We start from the raw sequence: 18,192 nt of genomic DNA, 5'->3' as shown, positions 1-18,192 counted from the left end.
GACGACGCCGTTTTTCTGTATCTTTTCCGTATCATGGATAGCCGTACCGACGCAACGAAAGGACGATCCATGGCACGGGTGACCATCAGCGACGTCGCACGGCAGGCGCACGTCTCGATGGGGACGGTGTCCAACATGCTCAACCATCCCGAACGCGTCCGGCCCGAAACACGCAAACGCATCCAGACCGCCATCGACCGGCTCGGCTTCGTGCCGAACCGCAGCGCGCGGGCGCTCGCCGGAGGCACGAACCAGGCGTTCGGACTGCTGCTCACCGGACTCGACCACGCGTTCTCGCTGCAGCTCGCGCAGGGCGCGCACGACGCGGCCCGCGCGGCCGGATACGATCTGCTCATCACCAGCACCGACAACGACCAGCTGCTCGCCAACCATTACGTCGACTTCTTCCGCGGCGCGCACGTGGCCGGCATCGTGATGGAGCCGCGTCCCAGCGCCGCGTGGATTCCGCAATGGCCCGACGACCTGCCGGTGGTGCTCGTCGACTATCACGACGACCGGCGGGAATTCGGACAGGTGTACGCCGACAACGTGCAGGCGGGGCGGGAGGCGGCCCGTCACGCGCTGGAGCTCGGGCGGCGGCGCATCGCCGTGCTGACCGCGGACGACGACATCCAGTCCCTCGCCGACCGCATCGACGGCGTCCGGTCGGTGCTCGGCGACGGCGCCGAAATCGTGACCGCGGCCGACTGGCGGGGGCCGCGCGCCGGGCTCGATGCCGGAATGCGGCTCGCCGGGCGGCCCGCGGCGGAACGGCCGGACTTCGTCATCGCGTTGACCGACGTGCTGGCGGCGGGATGCATCGACGGGATACGGCGTTGCGGACTGGGCGTCCCCGACGACATCGCGGTGATGGGGTGCGACGGCAATCCGCTGGCATGGGGCGGCAGCGTGCCGCTGACGACGATCGAGCCGCACGGCTACGAGATGGGTGCCGCCGCGATCCGGGTTCTTTTGGACGAGATTCGCGATGGGAGCCGGCAGGAGGCGGACGGGCAGAGCGATGGAAGCCTGCCCGGTGCGGAGGCCCGGCAGGATGCGGACGGACGGGGCCATGCAGCGCACGCCCAAGTGGTGATCCCCTCACGACTGCTGATCCGCGAAAGCACGGCCGGGCGAAAGCGCTGAGCAGTGAGGCCGACTGAGGGGGGACCCTGCGCATGCATAGGCCCCCTCTGACGAGGGGGCTGTCGGGCCGCAGGCCGACTGGGGAAGAGATAGCTGGAACGTAACGTTTGCGGTGTCTCTCCCCCCAGTCCGCTTCGCGGACAGCCCGACCGCAATCAAGGACGGCCTGCGGCCGGCCTCACGTTGGCTCGCCTGTCAGCTCGCATATCGCCTACAAACGCCTCCGGCGTTTGCTTCACGGCGATGTCCCGTCAGAGGGGGCCAAAATCGGCATGCGCCGGAGGCGCGTGGCGGTCCGTTATGCGCGGCGCTTGCGCCAGATCGTCAGGGAGATGCCGGCGGCGAGCGCGATCGCGGTGAATGCGGTCGCGCCGACGATTCCCGCACCCGTCGCCGACAGCGCCGAACCGGCGGTGCCGGCACCCGGCTGCTGCGCGGTGTCGGTGGACGGCTGCTTGCCGGGGGCGGTCACAGTGCCGTTCGCATCCGAACCGGTGCCGGTGCCGTTGGTGCCGCCATCGGCGTCATCACCAGTGCCACCGTCGCCGCCCTGGTTGCCGTCGCCATTGTCCCCGGAACCGTTATCGCCGGGACCGCCGTTATCACCATCACCGCCATCGTGCTTCGCGGCGGTGAACGTGTACGACGCTACGTCGAACAGCTCGTCGGCGGAATCGCCGTCGAACACGAAGTAGACGTCGTGGACGCCGGTGGCGCCGGCGAGGTCGGCGTCATACGTGGCGTACCCGCTGAAATCCGTGGCGGACGCGCCGTCGCCGGCGGGAATCGTCACGGTGCCGGCGAGCGGCCCGTCGACCGAATCAAGGTGGATGGCGATGGTGCCGCCCGCCTTGCCGATGGCGCGCACCGCGACGCTCGCGGCACCGGTCGCGCCATCCGCGCCGAAGTCGACGCCGGAAAGCGACGTCCACTCCCCCGCGTTGACGTTCGTGAGCCGCACGCCGTCCGCATTGCTCACGCCGTAGTCGCTCACACGCACGCCGGAATTCCGGTCGAGCGTCTGGAGGCCGGACGAACGGGCGATCGTGGTCGCCGCGACGCCGCCGGACACGTACGGGTCGAGGCGCTGGGTCTGCGGCACACCGGTCATCGTCATCGTGACCGGCTCGATCGTGCCGTCCGTGTTCACGGTCATCTCGTCGATGTGCGTGGAGCGGTAGGTGTAGCCCTTCTCGACGCCGTCGTCGGTGGTGCCGCCGCTGGGCGCGACGCCCGCGTCGATCAGCGACTTCATGACGGTCTGCGCGTGGTAGACCATGTACGTCTTGCCCTTGAACGTGAACATGGCGTGATGGTTGTTGCCGAAGATGCCGAAGAAGTCGCCCGGATTGCGCATCACGTCGCCCTGGTACGTGTACGGGCCCATCGGGTCCTTGGAGGTCATCACGTGGATGTCGCCCTTAGGCAGGGTCAGGCCGTCGGTGGTCACGTCGTAGCTGAGGTTCGAGCAGTACGAGTAGTAGTACGTGTCGCCGATCTTCATGATTCCGGAGTCCTCGTACATGCCGGGCGCGTCGATCGCCTTTACGTCGCCGGTCAGGGAGATCATGTCGTCGCCGAGCTTGAACACGCGCGTGTACTTCGGATGCGCGGCGTTCGCGCCCGTGCCGCCCTCGTTGCCCTGGCCGCCGCCGAGGTAGAGGTAGCCGGTGCCGTCGTCGTCCACGAGCGCCGCCGGGTCGAACACCCATTCCGGCGTGGTGGCGCCGTCCAGCTTCACGCCGGCCGTGCTCTTCTTCACGAGCGCGCGGCCGCCGAGCGGGTCGGTCCACGGGCCGACCGGCGAGTCGGAGGTCAGCACGTGCACTTCGTTGTTGTCGGTGTAGTACATGAAGAACTTCTCCACGCCGTCGATGGTCTTGTGCACGACGGCCGGCGCCCACGACCAGCGGCCGTTCGGGTTCGCGCCGCCCGTTCCGGAGACGCGGATCTGGCCTTCGTTGCGCCAGTTGGCCATGTCGTCGGTGGAGATCACGGAGATGGTCTTGATCTGCCGGTACGTGTTGTTCTTCAACGATCCGTCGCCGTTGGTCTCGTAGGTCTGCACGACCTGCCCGTCGCTGGTGACCTGCATCGCGTCGGAGCTCATGTACACGTAGAGTCGCCCGTCGTATTCCATGGCCCACGGATCGGCGCCGTACTGGTAGTCCATCAGCGGGTTGTCCATGCCCGCCTGTTTCGCCGACGGCGCGGCCTTCTGCACGGTGAGCGTGAACGTCAGGCTGGCGTGCGCGCCGGTCGCGTCGGTGGCGGTCAGGCGCATCGGGTACGTGCCGGCGGCGAGTCCGGCGGCGATGTCCAGTCGTTTCGCCGCCGCGTCCCATGTCACCTTGCCGGCGGCCACGGCACCGGCGGCCGTGCCGTCGCCGCCCGTGGTGCCGTCGCCGGCGTCCGTCACGGTGACGGTCGCGCCGTCACCGGTGACGTCGAAGGCGGGCGACGTCGTGGCCGCGTACCCGGCGAGCACGCTCATCGCGCTCTGGCCGTAGACGCCGACGGATTTCGCGCTGCGGGTGACGCGCAGCGCGGGAGCCATGCCGGTGTTCGCGTTGGTGAGGTTGCGGGAGCCCTCCGTGCTGACGAAATGCAGCTGTTCGGCGGCCGTATCGTTCACGGCGAGCAGCAGCGTGGAGTCGCCGCGCGCGATGGCTGCGTCGACGAGCCCGGCGACGTCCGCCGTGGCCTGCGTGCCGCTGATGGTCACGTCGGCGGTGACGGACGGCACGTCGGTGCCGTCGATGGCGAACGATTCGGAGGTGACGACGTCGTTCGCGTCGGCGGTGAACTGCGGGCGATTCGCCCACGTGATCTTCGAGAAGTCGCACTGCGCGTCGGTCGTGCACGCGGTGGACGGGTCGATGGCGGCGACGCGCAGGGTGCCGGTCGAACTGGCCACGCCGGTCTTGCGGCCGATCAACGTCAGCGCTAGATCGGCGGACAGAGGCTTCTGACCGCCCAGTGACGAGAGATCGAAGGCGAGGAACGTCATCTTGAGATCGGTGGCGTCGTTCGTGTTCGTGGAGACGAATTGCTCGCCCAGCTCGCCTTGGCTCCGGCCGCCGTCGGCGGTGTTCTGCACGACCAGGTCGTTGGCCGTGTTGTAGTTGTCGAGCTTCTGCTTCTTCCACGAGGCCACAAACGTGTCGCTCGTGGCGACGATCGAGCTTTCGCGCACGTCGCTGGGTGTGTCCGCGGTCGCAGCCGGCGCCATCGCCAGCATCATCGGTATGGCGGCGAACGCCGCCACCACCGCCTTCCATCGTCCCATGATTCTCCTTCGATTGGGTCGGCACGGCCTCCCCGCCGCGTTCCGGCGCACCCAGTCCACACCGCGTGCGCCTTACTGCCCACAGTAATGTGAGCGCTTACAAAACACAATCCATTGTAGCGCTTCAATTTTGCGATGGCAACGTGGGGACGGGATTTCTCGGACCTTCCTTCCCCCCTCAGTCCGGCCTACGGCCGGCCAGCTCCCCCACATCCGTGGGGGAGCAAGATAACGGAATGCGCCACGGCGCATACCATCCCTCTGCTCCCCCTGTCAGGGGGAGCTGTCCGCGAAGCGGACTGAGGGGGGACATCGCCGTGAAGCAAACGCCGGAGGCGTTTGTAGGCGATGTGCGAGCGACAGCGAGCCGATATAAGGCCAGCCAACATAGGCCCCCTCTGACGAGGGGGCTGTCCGCGTCAGCGGACTGGGGGAGAGAAAAAGAGCGGCCGCAGGCCGCGGGAATATCGCATCGGCCGAAGGCCGATTCCGTTTCCCCGCGGCCTGCGGCCGCTGTCTCTCCCCCAGTCGGCCTACGGCCGACAGCCCGACCGCAATCAAGGACGGCCTACGGCCGACCTCATATCAGCTCGCTGTCGCTCGCCTTCGCCTACGGAGAGCCCACCGGGCTCTCCGCTTCACGGCTCAGCCCATCAGAGGGGGCCTAGGGAACCGTCAGGCGCGGCGCTTGCGCCAGATGGTCAAGGCGATGCCAGCGGCGGCCAGGACGGCCACCACACCCAGCACGCCCGCCACGGCGGCACCCGTCTTGGACAGGACGCTACCAGTGTTCGGCGCAGGCGTAGGCTGCGGCTTCGGAGTCGGCGGGTTCGTGGTGTCGTACGCGAACGTGTACGTCTGCGTGAACTTGCCATCCGGGCTCGTCACCTTGAACACCTGACCCTTCGACGCATCAGAGGTCACATCCGCGAACTTCCATGCAACCGGAACACCCTGCAGCTTGACCTTACGGCCCTTCGCAATCCTGAACGGACCGGACTGGTCGTAGCGGAACGACGCCACCTGGGCACCGTTATCCGCGTAGTTCGCAGTCACATTCTTGAGGTCGGCCACACCGTACTTGGTGGACGGCGTCGGCGTCTCGGCCTCCTTGATTGTGAACGTGACCTTCACCGTACCCGAGTACTTGCCCGCGCCGGTCACGGTCACCGTGGCGGTGCCCGGCTCGACGTTGTTCGCGTAGGACACGGTGTAATCGCCAGCCCCGAGCACGGTGCCGTCGGCGAGCGTCACGGACTCGACCGTGGGCTCCTTGGCGGAGCCGTCGGCCGTGTACTCGGTCTGCGCGAGCTTCACGGTCGCGCCGGAGATGTCGATGCCGGTGACGCTGACGGTCGCCTCGACCGGCATGCGGGAATTATCCTGCGCGACGCCCTTCACGGTGAACGTGCCGGTCTTCGCGTAGGAATCAGCCGGAACCGCATCCCACTTCACCGCGACATCCGCCTCGGAGCCGTCCGCATGCGTGAGGTGCACGGTCGCCGGCAGCTTGGCGGTCGGATCCTCACCGACCTTCGTCTCGACGACGTCCAGCGCACCCACGGACTTGACGGCCACGGCCGGGGCGTACGCCTCCAGCACCTTCTGGTACTGGGCGCGGGTCACCGGCAGCACGGTGCCATGACGCGGCTTGCCGCCGTCGGAGTTGGTCGGGAAGTTCTCTTCCGGCATCTTGTCGCCGATGACCGTCCACTTGCCGCTGGCGATGTCGTTGGTCGCCATCGGCACGTAGTGGTTCGGACCGCCGTGGTAGTTCGGCTGGTCAGCGAACAGGTAGTACTGGTAGCCGTTCACGTCACCGTCGTTGGCCTTGAACAGGGACGGGCCCTCGCCGGAGGTGAACTTGCCGCTGCCGGTGGCGTAGCCGTTGGGCTGGCCGTTGCCGATCTTCTCGGCGACCAACGTCCACTGGTCGGCCGCGCCGGTGGTCCCCGGGTAATCGCCCTTCACGGTGGCGAGCAGGTTCGTGGACTTCTCCTGACGCAGACTCATCGAGTTCTCGTCCTTGTAGACGCGGTAGTAGGTGTCGCCCACCTTCTGCACGGTCGCGTCGATGGAGCCCTTACCATCCTTGCCGTTGCCGCGCTGCGAGTCGATCCACACCTTCGGCTCCGAGAAGTTCACGAAGTCGTCGGTGGTGACGTAGATCATGCGGTTGTAGGTCATCGCCTTGCGGTCGGCGGAGTTCTCGGTGTCGTACATGTTCGACGCCCAGTAGACGACGTACTTGCCGATCTCGTCGTCCCAGTACGCCTCGGGTGCCCACGTGTTGCCCGCGTAGTCGGAGCTGACCTTCACGTGCGACTGCTTGGACCAGTGGACCAGGTCGTCGGACTTCCAGATCTCGATGTACTTGGAGCCGTTGACCTGCGCGCCGGCGAAGCCGTTCAGGCTGCTGATGCCGTTGGCGTTGGCACGACCGGAGATCTTCAGGTCGGTGGCGAGCATGTAGAACTTGTCGCCGTCCTTCGACTTCATGATGAACGGGTCACGCAGGCCCTTCTCACCGTATTCGGAGGTGAACAGCGGGGTGCCGTTGTTGAGCGTGTTCCAGTCGAGCGCATTGTCGCCCTTGGAGGCCGCGAGGCTGATCTTCTCGCCGCCCACGCCTTCACCGGTGAAGAACGCCCACACGTAGGCCTCGTCCTTCTCCTCGGCGGCCGGCATCGGCTGGATCGTGATCTCGAAGTCCTTGGTGAGCGTGGCGGCGCCGTTCTTCGCGGTGGCTTCCAGCGTGACCTTGACCGCGTCCTTGCCGGAGGCGGGACGCTTGACGGTCACGGTCGCCGACTTGTCGTTCACGCCGTCGCCGACGGTGGCGTAGTCGCCGCCCTTGACGATCTTCCACGTGATTGCGGAACCGTTGTCGCCCTTCGTCGCGACGGAGATGTTCGAACGCACGTCGTCCGCGCTTTCGATGGCGATTGCGTCGAGGTCGGCCTGCGCCTTATCACTGTCGGACAGCTGCTTTGGCACGGTCACCGTGTACGTCGCGGTCTTGGTCGCGCCGTTGAGCGTGAACGTCGCGGTGAGCGTCACCGTCGCGTCGCCCGCGGTCGCGGCGGGACGCGTGACGGTCGCCTTGCCGGTCGCGGCGTCGACGGCGATGGCCGCGTTGTCGGACTTCCACGCGACGGTCGCGCCTGCGGCGGCGACCGGCAGCGTGAAGTCCTCCGTCGCGCTCGACGGCACAGCTGCGGCCACGGCCGCGGCGGCCTTGTCGAGCGCTTCGGCGCTGTAGAGTCCGGCGACGTCGTCGGCGGTGAGCGCGGTGCCGTAGACCGCGTAGTCGTCAACGTCGATCTTCGTGTTCGGATCGGCGTAGGAGGATTTCGCGATGTAGGCGACGAGGTCGCCGTAGTTCGTGAGGCCGCCGGCGGGGATCGTGTACGTCTTGTCGCCGACCGGCTGGCCGTTCAGGTAGAAGCTCATCGTGCCGTCGGTGCCGTCGATCACGGTGGTGTAGAGCGCGAGCGCGTTCGTCGCCTTCGCGCCGGTGGTGGCGGCGTTGGTCGCGGCGGGACCGACTTCGGTGCCCCACGGGCTGTTGTTCGGGGCGGCCGCGGTGGCGGTGGTCATCACGGACTTCACGTAGCCGGACGGGTTCGCCGGATTGAGCAGGAAGTAGCCGTTCTTCGTCGCGCCGTTGCCGATGTACGCGGCGGCGACGTTGCCGTTACCGTAGTTGTTCTTCAGCCAGATGGAGACGGTCACGTCCTTCTGGCCCTTGATCGCGATGGTCGGCACGCTGATGGTCTGCGATCCGGTCAGGTTGATCTGGCCGTTCGCGACGGTCGCGTCACCGGAGAGGGTGGCGTCACTGTTCGCCGCGGCGCCCTCGTTCGCGATGGTCTTGCCGCTCGGCGCGGTGTCGAATGAATAATGGATGAGCGGCTTCGGCACGCTCGCCGCGGCCGCCGTCATCGGCAGCATGAGACCGGCGGCCAGCGTGGCGACGCTCGCCACGATGCCGACGGCCTTTCTTGTCCACATCCCCATAATGCTCCTTCGATAAGGGAATCGTCTGTATCTCCTCGTATCGCGCCGGGTGAACCGCACGCCGCCCTTCCTCGCGACGCCCACGCGACGACCTGTCGTGGTCTCCGCCGGTTCCCGCTGCGCACGACCAACCTCGACCGCGCGCACGCCATACACTTGTTTAGTGTACTGTGAACGCTCCCATTACGCCACGCCCCCATCACCAGCGTGTGCGCAGAGCGATTCCACATGGCAGGCAGCCCGCATACATTGGCCCCCTCTGACGAGGGGGCTGCCGAACGAAGTGAGGCTGGGGGAGAGATAGCTGGAACGTTACGTTCGCGGTATCTCTCCCCCAGTCCGCTTCGCGGACAGCCCCCTCGTCAGAGGGGGCCGAAATCAGTCGCCCCCCTCAGTCTCGCTGCGCGAGCCAGCTCCCCCTGAAGGGGGCGCAGGGGGGATGCACGCGACCGTCAGGCGCGGCGCTTGCGGAGGGTGAGCGCGGCGCCGGCGGCAAGCACGAGCAGCGTGACCGCGGCGACCGCGGCACCGGCCACGGACGAGCCGGTCCTCGACAGGCCCGGCTTCTTCGCCCCGTTCGAGCCGTTTGCCCCGTTCGCACCAGCACCAGCACCAGCACCAGCACCAGCACCAGCACCTGGCTTGGCCGACGGAGTCTCCGGCTTGGTCGCGTCACCATCGCCGTCGCCCTTGTCCGGGTCGGTCGGTGTCGTGTCGCCGTCATCCGCCACGACCTTCACCTTGACGGTCACGGTCTTCAAGGAAGCCGCAAGCTCCTCGGACGAGCTCATGTCGAACACGGGCATGCCGTCGGCGGCCCAGTGGACGCGGCGCACGAACGTGTCACGGCCGGTCGCGTTGACGGAACCGAGGTTCTTCGTCGCGTAGGCGTGGAACACGTAGATCATGTTGCCGTCCTCGTCCTCGCTCCACATGCCGTGGCCGGTGCCGAGCTGCATCTCGCCGTTGAACGGGCCGGACTTCTGAATCGGGTAGTTGAGCACGGTCCAGCTGGCCGGATCGGTCAGGTCGCTGCCGGAGGCGTCGGCCACGGCGAGGCCGGTGGTGTACGTCTTGCCGACGGACGAGCCGGAGAACATGAGGTACAGCTTGCCGTCGCGCATGGTCACGTTCGGGCCTTCGGCGATGGTCACGTTCCACGGGTATTCCGGCGAGACGATGCGCACCGGCTTGGACGTGATGAGGCCCGGGTTCGACGGGTCCATCGTCGCGATGTAGGTCGCGCCGAGCTGCTGCCACGCGTAGTAGGACTTGCCGTTCGCGTCCTTGAAGTAGGTCATGTCGAGCGACATGCCCACGTTGCCGTTCGCGTCGAGCGCGAGGTCCTTCTTGCCGTTGACCTGCGAGGCGGCGTCACGGTAGATCGGCGTCGGCGTGGTCCAGTTCTCGGGTTTGCTCGGGTCGAGGTCGTAGCCGTTCGCGTCCTGCTTGAGCTGCATGTACACGGACTTGCCGTTCGACCACGTGTTGCCGTAGCCGGCCATGAACAGAATCGTCAGGCGTCCGTTGATCTCGTGGAACTCGGGGGCCCAGAAGCTGTGCATGATCGCCTTGCCTTCGGAGTCCTTGACGCCGGCGGTGAGCAGCGACACCTCCTTGTTGTTGTATCCATTCGACTGGATAGTCGCGTCCGGGTTGCCCGGCTCGTCGGCGAGCGCCGCGATCGAGTCGGCCATGCGGAACGGCATGTGCGGGGAGCCGTGCTGCCAGGTCACGTCGCCTTGGATGTCGTTGGAGGCGATCATCAGGAACTTGGTTTCGGTGACTTCCTTGCCGTCGACCTGATGCGTCCACTCCCACTTGGTGATGGACGGGTCGGCGCGATCCTCGGCGAACGGGATCTGGTATTCGGTCTGCTTGACGGTGCCGGTCACGGTGTAACCGTCCGCGTCGCCGCTCGCTTCGCCCGTCACCTTGGACGTGTCCACCGCCGAAGTGTCCCACGACGAAATCGGCAACGAGCCGGTGGAGCCGTCGGAGTAGGTGAGGTCCACATTCTTCGGCAGCTGCTTGGTCACCTCGTCCATCGACGCGCCCTGCTTGACGGTGATCGTCTCGGGCAGGTTGCTGGCACCGGTGTTGGTGGAGCGGCCGAAGCGCGTCTCGAGCGCCTTCGCGGTGGCGGTGTCGACGGCGATCGTCGCGCCGGAACGGAAGTCGGCGATGCCCGTGACCGCGCCCGCGCCGGATGCGGCGAGCCTGCCGGACGTCGCGTAGGCGCCGACGACCACGTCGCCGTGCTTGGCGGCCTTGCCGTCGTTGGAGAGCGTGGCGAACGTCGTGTGCTTGGCCACGCCGTTGTCGTCCTTCCAGCCGACGAGGTACTGCTTGGCGGCGGTGTCGTAGACCGCGTACGGCTCGTTGACGCCGTTGGTCTCGCCGAGGTCGACGATCGAACCGGAGTTCGCCTTCTCGCTGTAGGCGAGCAGGTCCTTCGACGTGGCGATGAGCACACTGGACTTGGCGGTGGAGTCGCCGTTCGCGGTGCCGCGGTTGGTGCGCACGGCGATCACGGCGAACGTGCCGTCGGCGAGGCGGAACAGGCTCGGGTCCTTGAGGTTGCGGGCCACGTCCTCGGTGTTCATGTTGAGCGGCTGGGACTTGTATCCGAGCGGGAAGAAGATGCCGTAGTTCTCGTTGTACGGCGAGTAGGAGCCGTCGTCGGCGAGTCGTGCGAGGTGCATGCTGTACGCGATGTCGCCGTTGTTCGCGTCGTCGACGCTGGTGGCGTTGCGGTCGTAGGCGGCGATCGTCGCGGACTTCGACTTCGGCAGGACGGTCACGGCGAACGTCTTGTCGACGGTGCCGGCGGTGCCGTCCTTCGCGAACGTCACGGTGATGGTGCCTTCCGCGGCTTTGTCGGTGTTCCCGTCGGCCGCGGCGATGACGCCGTCGGCCGCGGTCACGCCGCCGGTGGTCGCCTTCACGGTCGCCGTGGTGCCGTCACCGGGCGTGGGCAGTGCGTCGCCGGAACGCACGATGGCGGGGATCGCGTAGCCGTCGGCGGCTTCCTTGAGCACTTCGGCGGCGGTCTTGTCGGTCGGATTGACGGTCACCGTGAACCGTTTCGTCGCGGTGACGCCGCGCACGGTGACGGTCGCCGTCAACGTCACCGTTTTCGCGGCCTCGCCTTTGGCGGGCTGCGTGACGGTGCCGTTCGTCGCGATGACGCTCTCGTCGGACGACGTCCACGTGACGCCGTTCGCGGTGGGCAACGCGACGTAGGATGCGTTGATCTCGCTCGGCACGCTGATGCCGTCGAGCGCCGATCCGGTGAGTTCGTCGGCGTGGATCTTCGCGTCGACCGTGCTGATCGCGGCGACCTGGTCGGCGCTCAGCGCGGCGTCGTACACGCGGAACGTGGAGACGGCGCCCTTGAACAGCGCGTCGGGCCACGGCGAGCGTGCGATCGTGTTCAGCGACTGGTCCTTGACGGTGGACAGTTTCGCCGGCACGGTGCCGGACGCGACCTGCACGCCGTCGATGTACATCTTGGTCGTGTTGCCGTCGATCGTCGCGGTGACGGACAGCCAGCGGTCGGCGGACGCGACGCAGGACTTCGCCTGGACGAGCGTCTCGGCGCCGCCGGACTTGAGGCCGACGAGCGGATTGCGGCCGGAACCGCAGTTGAGCGTGGAGAAGAAGTATTCGGTATCGGAGCTGTCGTTGCCGACGTTCCACAGGAAGTGGAACGAGCTCAGCATGCTCTTGTCGGCCTTTACCTCCATCTGCACGGTGGCCGCGTCCTTGCCTGTGAGCAGGCCGGCGGGCAGCTTCACCCAGTCGCCGGAGCCGGTCTTCGCGCCGCCGGACAGGGTGAGGGCGCCGTCGGACCAGAGGCCGTCGGCCGCGTTCTGGACTTCGGCCGCGCCGAGGCTCGAGTTCGCGGCGGGCGCGCCGTTGGCGACGGTCTTGCCGTCGGCCGGCTTCGACGTGAAGTCGTAGGCGGCGACGAGATGGTCGGTGGGGATGACGGCGTCGGCCGCGACCGCCGTGGTCGCGCCGAGCGCCATGCCCGCGAGCGCCATCGGCACCGCGAGCGCCGCGCCGAGGATCCTCTTCCCCCAGCGCCTGGTAGTTGACATGGACATTACGTGTTTCTCCTTCGAAATCGATGTATTGTTCGGCCGGATCCGGCTCCGGTACCCCCTCAGTCCGGCCTGCGGCCGGACAGCTCCCCCTGAAGGGGGCGCAAAGGAATCACACACCGCGCCCCTAGGGGGGAGCTGGCGACACTCCTTGCTCCCCCTTTGAGGGGGAGCTGGCGGGCGAAGCCCGACTGAGGGGGTACCGGCCCCCTCTGACGAGGGGGCTCCCGGCGAAGCCGGGTGGGGGAGAGACAACCGCAAACGTTGCGTTCCAGCTATCTCTCCCCCAGTCCGCTTCGCGGACAGCTCGACCGCAATTGCGGACGGCCTGCGGCCGGCCTCATATCAGCTCGCCTGTCGGCTCGCACATCGCCTACAAACGCCTCCGGCGTTTGCTTCACGGCGATGTCCCGTCAGAGGGGGCCAGAGCCGGGCGCAATGCCATACCCGGCTCTCACCGCTATGCGCGCTTGCGGCGGAGGGCTAGAGCGATGCCGGCGGCGAGCGTCGCGAGGGCAACGGTCGCGGCGGCGGTCACGGACGCGCCGGTGGCGGACAGGCCGGGCTTCCTGCCGGCGTTGCCCGCGCCATTGCCGGAACCGTCACCCGTGCCGTTCTCACCGTTGCCGTTGTCCCCCGGGCCGGTCGGGTTGTCCGGGTCCTCGTTGGACGGCCAGGCGGTCTGCTTGGCGCCCCAGATGGAGACGGCGCCCGGCGTGGCGGCGGCCACGTCGGTGCCGGCGTTGGTGAACACACTGCCGCCGACCGCGCCGAACACGAGCGCGTAGCCGCCGGTCTCGTTGGGCTGTCCGGCGAGCGTGCCAGTGTAGTCGCCCATCAGGTCGCTGCCGGTCGCGGCGGCGGTCACGTGCAGCGTGACCGTATTGCCGGACAGCTCCCACGTGCCCTGCGCGCGTCCGGAGATCGTGCCGTCCTCGTTGAGGCGCACGGTGACCGCGTGCACGATGCCCGCATCGGCGAGACGCGTCGCGAGATCGGCCTTTTCCGTGTTCGTCGCGTAGCTGCGCGTCGGATCGTTGACGGCGATCTGGTATTCGCCGGCCACGTCGGAGACCTTGTACGAGGCCTTCTGGCGGAACGCGCCGGAGTACTCGTACGGGGTGGAGACGAGCCAACCGTCGGCGGTGGCGACCATCTGCTGCACGCGCAGCTCGTTGTCGGACTTGGTGGCCGTCTCGGAGGCGGTCTTGTCGACGAAGCGCGTGTGGTACACGTTGTAGATCGCGCCGTCGGAGCCGACGTAGACCTCGTTGCCGCCCTGCGACGTACGGATCTCGGTGGAGCCGTTCTGCTCGACGGTGGAGAGCACGCGCAGACCGCGGTTGATGGTCTTGTTCGCGCCGGAGCCCGGGTTGCCGTACACGGACGTGTAGATCGCCGGGTTGCCGTTCTGGTCCACATACGGGCCGGTCAGCTTCTTCGAGCGGAACTCGCGGATCTGGTAGCCGCCGTCCACGCCGAGGTTGCCGTAGGAGACGAACATGTACCACCAGTCGCCGTGCTTGACGAACGATGCGCCTTCGCCGGAGTTGTTGTGGCCGCCGGCGAGCTTCACGCCGTAGTAGGCGTCGGAGACGTCCGCCTTGGTCGCGTAGGTCGCACCGTAGTCGCGCAGGCCGGTGGCCGGGTCGAGCTTGATCGCCCAGATGCCGCCGAACCAGGAGCCGAAGCTCATCCACAGCTGGCCGTCGTCGTCGGTGTGCACGTCGGCGTCGATCGCGTTGATGCCGGTGTCGTCGAGGCTCTTGTAGCGGGCGGGCACCTTGCCGTCCGTGGTGAGCACGCCGGGCACCTTGGCCACGTCGGTCGCCGCCACGTCGGAGTCCTGGAAGCCGGAGTAGACCACGGGGCCCACGTACGTCCAGTCGCCGTCGAGATGGTCGGCGGTGAGCAGCACGATCACGGTCTTCTGGTAGTTGCCCTTGCCGCCGCCGTTGACGGACAGGTACATCGTCCACTTGCCCATCGTCGCGTTCCAGGAGACGTCGGGCGCCCACATGTTGCCGTCGATCTCGCTGTTGCCGGCGTCATTCTTCGACGACCATTCGTTCCAGATGCCGCCGAGCACGGTCTTGTAATCGGTGCTCAGGTTGTTCTGGAACGGCTCCCAGTTCTGGAGGTCCTTCGACTTGAGCCATGCGCGGTGGGAGCCGAACACATAGTACGTGTCGCCTTCCTTGACGATGCTCGGGTCGTGCGCGCTGCCGCGCTGGTGCGTGTCGTCGGCGCGGGAGGCGGTCACGTCGGCCGTGTACGTCACGTCGACGATCGAGCCGTCCTTCATCGTGTAGCGCACGGTGAACGTGAACGTTCCGGTCGCGACGTCCAGTGCGTCGTAGCGCACGCCGTCGTCCGTGAGCGTGACGACGCCCTGCACCGGCGCCTTGGTGAGGGCCCGCTTCGCGTGGCCCTTCACCGTCGCCGGTTCGGCGAACGTCACGGTGCCGTTCGTCGAGACCGTCATCGCGTCGGTTTTGACGTCGGTGACGGTCGCGGCCTTCGCGGCGACGGTGACGGTCGCCTCGACCGGCATGCGCGACGCGTCCTGCGCGACGCCGGACACGGTGAACGTGCCTTCCTTCGCGTAATCGCTCGCCTTGATCTCGTTCCAGACGACGGCGACGTCCTCGGACTTGCCGTCGGCCATAGTGAGGTGCGCGGACTGCGGCAGCGTGGGCGCCTCGCCGGGCTTCGTGGTCGCGTCGAGCGCGTCGACGGACTTGACGGCGATGCTCGGCTCGTACGCCTCGAGGACGGCCTGGTATTCGGCGCGGGTGACGCCGAGCACGGTGCCGTGGCGCGGACGGCCGCCGTCGGAGTTGAGCGGCATCTGCGATTCGGGCATCTTCTCGCCGACGGACGTCCACTTGGATGCGTCGGTGATGTCGGTCGTGGCGAACGGCACGTAGTGGTTCGGGCCGCCGTGGTAGTTCGGCTGGTCGGCGAACAGGTAGTACTGGTAGCCGTTCACGTCGCCCTTGTTGGCCTTGAACAGGGACGGACCTTCGCCGGCGGTGAACGTGCCGCCGTAGCCGTTGGGCTGGCCCTTGCCGATGTTCACGCCGATTTCGGTCCACTTGGAGCCCTTGAGCGCGGTCGCGTAGTCGGTCACGCCGTCGGCGCCGATGGAGGCGGTCAGGTCGGTGGACTTCTCCTCGCGCAGGGTCATCGAGTTCTCGTCCTTGTAGATGCGGTAATAGGTGTCGCCCACCTTCTGCACGGTCGCGTCGATCGAGCCGGCGCCGGCCTGGCCGCGGCGGTCCACGTTGATCCATTCCTTCGGCTCGGAGAAGGTGATGAAATCGTCGGTGGTCGCATACATCATGCGGTTGTAGGTCAGCGACGTGCGGTCGTTCTCGTCGGTGGTGTCGTACAGGTTCGACGCCCAGTAGACCACGTAGGTGCCGAGTTCGTCGTCCCAGTAGGCCTCCGGGGCCCATGTGTTGCCCGCATAGTCGGTGCTGACCTTCACGTGGCGCTGCTTCGACCAGTTGACGAGGTCGGTGGACTCCCAGATCTCCAGGTACTTGGAACCCTTGTTCTGGGCGGTGGAGAAGTCGCCGTTGACGACCTTCAGATCGGTGGCGAGCAGGTAGAACTTGTCGCCGTCATGCGAGCGCATGATGAACGGGTCGCGCAGGCCCTTCTCGCCGAACGTGGAGGTCATGATCGGCTCGGCCTTGCCTTCGGCGTTCGTGTTGAGCGCGTTCCAGTCGAGCGCGTTGTTGCCCTTGGACGCGGCGATGCTGACCTTCTGCGATTCGCCGCCCTCGCCGGTGAAGTACATCCACACGTAGGCCTGGGTGTCGGTCTTGCTGGACGGCATCGGCTGCACCTTGACCGCGAAGTCGCGGGTCTTGGTGACGCCGCCGCTGGTCACGGCGGCGGTGAGCGTGATGGTGGTCGCCTTCGCGCCGGCGGCCGGGCGGGCGATCCTCACGGTCTTCGAGGTCGTGTTGACGCCGTTCGCGATGGTCGGGCTCGCCTTGCCGGCGTCCTTGACGGTCCACGAAATGGTCGCGCCGTTGGCGCCCTTCGTGGGCACGGAGAAGTTGGAGCGCATGTCGGTCGCGTTCTCGATCGAGAGCGCCTTCAGGTCGCGGGTGACGATCTCCTCGTCGCCGAGCTTCTGCGGCACGAGCACGGTGAACGTCTTCGTGACGGGTTGCGGCGGCGCGGGCACGCCCGTGTTCGGCGAGAGCGTGGCGGTGAGCGTCACGGTGACATCGCTTTCGGTGGACGGCGTGACGGTCGCATTGCCGGCCTTGTCGACGCTGATGACCTTGTCGTTGTCGCTCGTCCACGTGACGGCGGCGTTGTCGGTCGCGGTCTTCAGCGCGAAGTCGGCGCTCGCGGTGGTCGGCACGGTGAGGTTGCCGATTTCGCCGTTGAGCAGGTCGGCGGCGCCGTCGGCGTCGAGCATCGTGACGATCTGGCTTTGGGTGAGCGCGGTGTCGTACACGGCGAACGACTTGATCGCGCCGTGGAACATCGCGTCGCCGACGCCCGGATACGTGGAGTTGCCGATCGTGTTCCAGTCCTGCGCCTTGAACTGGTTCGGCAACGTGTTGAACGTGCCGGAGCCGACGAGTCGGCCGTTGATGTACAGGTTCGCCTGCTTCGTCGCGCCGTCGATGGTGGCGGCGAGCAGCTGGAACTTCTCGGTGGACAGGTTGGACGAGGCGCTGAAGTAGTTCTCGTTGACGCCGTTCTCCGAATCGGTGATCGAGGTGTACAGGCCGTTGTGGGTGGAGACCGCCCAGTTGCCTTCCTTCTTCAGTCGCGAGCCGCCGAACGTGAAGAAGTACGTCCACTTCGAGTCGCTGATGCTGAAGTCGCTGTTCTTCACCATCGTGACCACGGTGGCGGAGGTCTTGTCCTTGAGCAGGTCGTCGGGGAGCTTCACGTACTCGTCGCCGGTGAGTTGGAGCGCGCCGTCCGCGTAGGTGCCGGCCTTGTCGGCGTCCTTCGTGTCCTTGACCTGCGCGACGCCGAACGTGGAGCCGGTGGCCTCGTTGGCCACGGCGCCGCTGCCGTCGTCCTTGGCGAACGAGTAGCTGGCGAGCGGGGTGGGCAGGGCGGCGGCCTTGGTGGTCGCGTTGGCGGTGGCGGTGGCGGCCTTGGCGGCGATGGTCTGGGCCGTGTCGCCGTCGGCCGCGACCGCGGTGGTCGCGCCGAGCGCCAGTCCGGACAGGGCCATCGGCACGGCGATCACGGCGCCGATAAGACGCCTGCGGATCGCGTGCCCTCCGGCCGATCGCCGCACGGCCGGGGGCCGTCCGATCGGTGATGGTTGGGTGGTCATTGTTTCCTCCTTCGCGTGAGACCTACGTTGTCCCACGCACATCTTCAGTAGTGCCGCATCACCAATGACACGGCCGTTGATGCACCGATGCACCAATGAAATGCGCCACAGGCGCATACGTTTTTTGGGGGGCGAGCGGGGTGGCTCCCTCTGACGAGGGAGCTGTCAGCCGAAGGCTGACTGAGGGAGAGATAGCTGGAACGTTACGTTCGCGGCATCTCTCCCCCACCCGGCTTCGCCGGGAGCCCCCTCGTCAGAGGGGGCCGAAATCGACATGCGCCTTCGGCGCATTCTGTTCTTTG

5 protein-coding genes are annotated in these 18,192 nt (G+C 67.1%); 1 reads left to right on the top strand and 4 read right to left on the bottom strand.

Annotated elements, in window-relative coordinates; translation table 11 throughout:
* Positions 1–69 precede the first annotated feature (69 nt).
* Complete coding sequence (locus AC1AYX_RS08915; protein WP_476503144.1) at positions 70–1,146, top strand: LacI family DNA-binding transcriptional regulator; 1,077 nt, start codon at positions 70–72, stop codon at positions 1,144–1,146.
* Between the two features lie 298 nt (positions 1,147–1,444).
* On the opposite strand, the gene AC1AYX_RS08910 is transcribed toward AC1AYX_RS08915, so the two are convergent.
* The 4 genes from AC1AYX_RS08910 to AC1AYX_RS08895 form a co-directional block, all read right to left on the bottom strand.
* On the bottom strand, positions 1,445–4,435 hold the full coding sequence (locus AC1AYX_RS08910) for a glycoside hydrolase family 43 protein (RefSeq protein ID WP_476503143.1): 2,991 nt from the start codon (positions 4,433–4,435) through the stop codon (positions 1,445–1,447).
* A 675-nt stretch (positions 4,436–5,110) separates the two neighbouring features.
* The gene (locus tag AC1AYX_RS08905) at positions 5,111–8,455 is read right to left on the bottom strand and encodes an immunoglobulin-like domain-containing protein (protein ID WP_476503142.1); all 3,345 of its coding nucleotides are present in this window, start codon (positions 8,453–8,455) and stop codon (positions 5,111–5,113) included.
* Between the two features lie 452 nt (positions 8,456–8,907).
* Positions 8,908–12,567 carry a family 43 glycosylhydrolase gene (locus AC1AYX_RS08900; RefSeq protein WP_476503141.1) on the bottom strand — a complete coding sequence of 1,220 codons (3,660 nt, stop codon included), beginning with the start codon at positions 12,565–12,567 and terminating at the stop codon, positions 8,908–8,910.
* Between the two features lie 457 nt (positions 12,568–13,024).
* On the bottom strand, positions 13,025–17,890 hold the full coding sequence (locus AC1AYX_RS08895) for a family 43 glycosylhydrolase (RefSeq protein ID WP_476503140.1): 4,866 nt from the start codon (positions 17,888–17,890) through the stop codon (positions 13,025–13,027).
* Between the last annotated feature and the right edge of the window lie 302 nt (positions 17,891–18,192).

Source organism: Bifidobacterium sp. LH_419 (assembly GCF_056356955.1).
The sequence above is the reverse complement of the archived record's forward strand: the minus strand, read 5'-3'. Positions and strand labels throughout refer to the sequence as shown.